Origin of the sequence: Aliirhizobium wenxiniae (genome assembly GCF_019511445.1) — a bacterium.
GTDB lineage: Bacteria > Pseudomonadota > Alphaproteobacteria > Rhizobiales > Rhizobiaceae > Neorhizobium > Neorhizobium wenxiniae_A.
Genome location: NZ_JAEUAN010000049.1, coordinates 1 through 2,760, shown reverse-complemented (window position 1 = coordinate 2,760; position 2,760 = coordinate 1). Strand labels below are relative to the sequence as shown.

Below are 2,760 nucleotides of genomic sequence, written 5' to 3'. Positions count from 1 at the left end.
GCATCCCCGAGATGCCAGGCTGGCGATGGTTGCATACTCCCGGCCATGCGCCGGGACACATCTCTCTTTGGCGCGAGAGCGATCGGACGCTGATTGCAGGCGACGCTATTGTCACGACCGGCCAGGAGTCGGTCTATGAGGTCATTACCCAAAAGCCGGAAATGCACGGGCCACCTCGATACCTAACACCGGATTGGGAGGAGGCGGAACGGTCAGTTGCCATCCTCGCTGCACTTGAGCCGGAGCTCATCATAAGTGGCCATGGCCGCCCCGTGCGCGGAGAGAATGTTCGCAAACGGCTGCAGGAACTCGCTACGAACTTTGTGGCAATCGCGGTACCGGAAGGTCGACGATATGCGCTGGATCCTGCCAAACCGGGCAAGAGCGATAACGACGTCTATCGTTCGTCCTGAGGACGATGCCGCTGGGTTGGCGCCCCGATCAATCGAGGCTCTCGCCTGCCGACGTCGCCGAACTATCGACAGTTCATATGGACTCAGTTCCGCCCTGCGAGCTCGATCCAAAGCAGCGACCAGCGATCATCCGAGTGTGTCGGCTCCTTGTAGTAGCCCTGCCCTTCATGTTGCATACGCAAGGTTCGCTCAATGATCGGCCTTGACGGCGAGGTTCCCGGCAAGCCTGATGCGTCCAGATAAGCTTCCAGTTCGTCGAGCGTCCCGATAGCTTCGATGTCCGGCCGACCTGGAGCCGAGACTTTCCATGCGTAATACGACATCAGGTATCCCCACTGCCATCTTCGGAAAGCTTGCTCACGAAGGTGCTGGCCAGGCCCTTCGACACTGCGACGCCGCCCTGAACGCCATCCTTGCTCATGTCCACCTCATCGAGGTTACGGACACCGGATCGGTCCTGGCGCTTGCTAACCATCGGAGCAGGAAAGTAGTTCTTCGGTTCAGATTTCTGGTCTGCCATTCGCTGTACTCCTTCGCTGTCAACGGACTGAACCCGCCTTAGCAGGACAGATCCATAGTTGATGGCGCGCGAACTGGTGCAGTCAGCGCAAGTTCCATTCCGCCTGGATGGCTTCGCGTCTGTACGCTGGCGGACGAGGAGAGCCATTCGCCTTGCATTGAAAATTGTCCTTGAACTGGGGTTAAGCGCGGAACTCCCGTGGGTTTGCGAGGTTGGCTGCGGAAAAAGGAGATCAACTATGGGTATCGATTCACCGAAGGACGGCGCAGCGGGCACCACGAACCAGTCGCCACGTTGGGAAGGTCCTCAGGAGAACAGACCGAGAGGCTACCTGCCAGCGAAGGACGATCCAGATACGGAAGAAGATGCAGTTGGCGAGACCAACGCCGATCCGGTCAAGCGCAAAGTTACCGATGCGATGAAGACCAAAGGCGACTAGGTGTTTGGTCCCAACATGTCATGGCTTGGGGTTCGAATGAAGATTTCCGGCTTTTTCTCGCTGAGTTGGCGGATGGCTTCGTAGGGTGTCTTGAATCGTAGCGCCTTGAGTCGTTTGGCGTAGTTGTAGGCGATTTGCCAGTCCCGGACATGACGCCGCAGATCAGTGAGCGAGGCGTAATGGAATGACTTCACAGTCGCATCCTTGATCGTTCTGACCATGCGTTCAGCCTGCCCATTGGTCCATGGATGATAAGGCTTAGTCTGACGATGCTCGATATCGTTTGCTGCGCATACTGCGCCGAAGATGTGATCGACAAACCCACGTTCTGTTCGTCTGTCATGCTGCACGAATTGGACGCCGTTGTCGGTGAGCACTGTGTGGATTTTATAGGGTACTGTTTTGACCAAGGCCTTGAGGAAGCCGGCTGCGACAAGCTTTGTCGCCTTGCGATAAATCCTGGCGACGACGATTTTCGAGGTGCTATCGACTGCGACAAAGAGGAAAGCCTTTCCACCCTCGTATCGCAACTATGCAATATCAATATGGAAATAGCCGATCTGGTAGGATTTGAACCGCTTGGGCTTTCCACGATCCGCCTGCGGCAGACGCGAGATGCCGTGGCGCTGCAAGCAGCGATGCAGGCTCGAGCGGGACAGATGTGGGATCACATCCTTCAGGGCGATATAGACGTCGCCCAATGGCAACCGAGCCTGCACTCGCAATGAAACAATCGCGGCTTCTTCAAGCGCCGACAAGACCGTACTTCTGCGCTCTTTGGGACCCATCGCGTCATCCTCGACACCTTGCCGAGATCGCCATTTCCTCACCGTTTTTTGGTTGATGCCGTACCGCCGCGCGAGCGTCGCGGTTGGAGCTTTCGATCGCTGTAACTCTGCTCGAATGGCGTGCGTGGTCTTGGCGCTGCCATGAAGAAATTGGCCCATAGAGTGTCCCTCTGTGATCGCGACAATGATACGCCATCACACTGTGGGACCAAACACCCAGGTTGGCTTCGGTGGCTAGCATTCCCTGCGCAGCTGTCAGCGAGCTTGACCGCCGCGGCCGGCAGGTTTGCCCGTCATTGACCGGGTGTCACCGCGTTTCGCGGGATTCCCTTGGTCGGGTTGCTGCTGCGTGGACTTTTGTTAGCAAAGCTGTCGGTGTGAACACGGCAAGACGCGTCACGACCTTATTGACGAGGCCGGGGACCGCCACGGCTTTTTTTTGCATAAGCGCCTCGAAAGCTACCCTGGCAACAAGTGCGGGGTCTGCTTTTCGGGAGCGACCGACCCACGTGTCCTGCATCCCCGCCCGCTCATATACCCCGGTTTCGGTAACTCCGGGCATCAGGCAAGTAACGGACACGCCCTTTTCCTTCATCTCGT

General features: G+C 57.3%; 4 protein-coding genes and 2 pseudogenes. 2 read left to right on the top strand and 4 right to left on the bottom strand.

Translation table 11 applies throughout. The features are described from left to right. Positions 1 to 413, top strand: a 413-nt coding sequence (locus JNB91_RS30140; RefSeq protein ID WP_220329105.1) for an MBL fold metallo-hydrolase, incomplete at its 5' end; no start/stop codon positions are given. Between the two features lie 83 nt (positions 414 to 496). On the opposite strand, the gene JNB91_RS30135 is transcribed toward JNB91_RS30140, so the two are convergent. Both JNB91_RS30135 and JNB91_RS30130 read right to left on the bottom strand, forming a co-directional pair. Continuing rightward, on the bottom strand, positions 497 to 736 hold the full coding sequence (locus tag JNB91_RS30135; protein ID WP_220329104.1) for a hypothetical protein: 240 nt from the start codon (positions 734 to 736) through the stop codon (positions 497 to 499). Continuing rightward, a complete protein-coding gene (locus JNB91_RS30130) occupies positions 736 to 933 on the bottom strand; it encodes a hypothetical protein (protein WP_220329103.1) in 198 nt (65 codons plus the stop codon). Before JNB91_RS30130 ends, JNB91_RS30135 begins: the two co-directional genes overlap by 1 nt. A gap of 238 nt (positions 934 to 1,171) precedes the next feature. On the opposite strand from JNB91_RS30130, the gene JNB91_RS30125 reads away from it, so the two are divergent. Continuing rightward, complete coding sequence (locus JNB91_RS30125) at positions 1,172 to 1,372, top strand: hypothetical protein (protein ID WP_220329102.1); 201 nt, start codon at positions 1,172 to 1,174, stop codon at positions 1,370 to 1,372. Here the strand turns inward: JNB91_RS30125 and JNB91_RS30120 are convergent. Next, positions 1,369 to 2,319 (bottom strand): annotated as a pseudogene (locus tag JNB91_RS30120) (IS481 family transposase). The gene JNB91_RS30125 and the pseudogene JNB91_RS30120 overlap by 4 nt on opposite strands. Before the next feature lie 148 nt (positions 2,320 to 2,467). Next, positions 2,468 to 2,760, bottom strand: a pseudogene (locus JNB91_RS30115) (SDR family NAD(P)-dependent oxidoreductase); the annotation flags it as partial.

What these genes read in the sequence shown, in the direction of transcription:
- JNB91_RS30135 (WP_220329104.1), bottom strand. Translation starts at nt 736, where the DNA reads ATGTCGTATTACGCATGGAAAGTCTCGGCTCCAGGTCGGCCGGACATC.
- JNB91_RS30130 (WP_220329103.1), bottom strand. Translation starts at nt 933, where the DNA reads ATGGCAGACCAGAAATCTGAACCGAAGAACTACTTTCCTGCTCCGATG.
- JNB91_RS30125 (WP_220329102.1), top strand. Translation starts at nt 1,172, where the DNA reads ATGGGTATCGATTCACCGAAGGACGGCGCAGCGGGCACCACGAACCAG.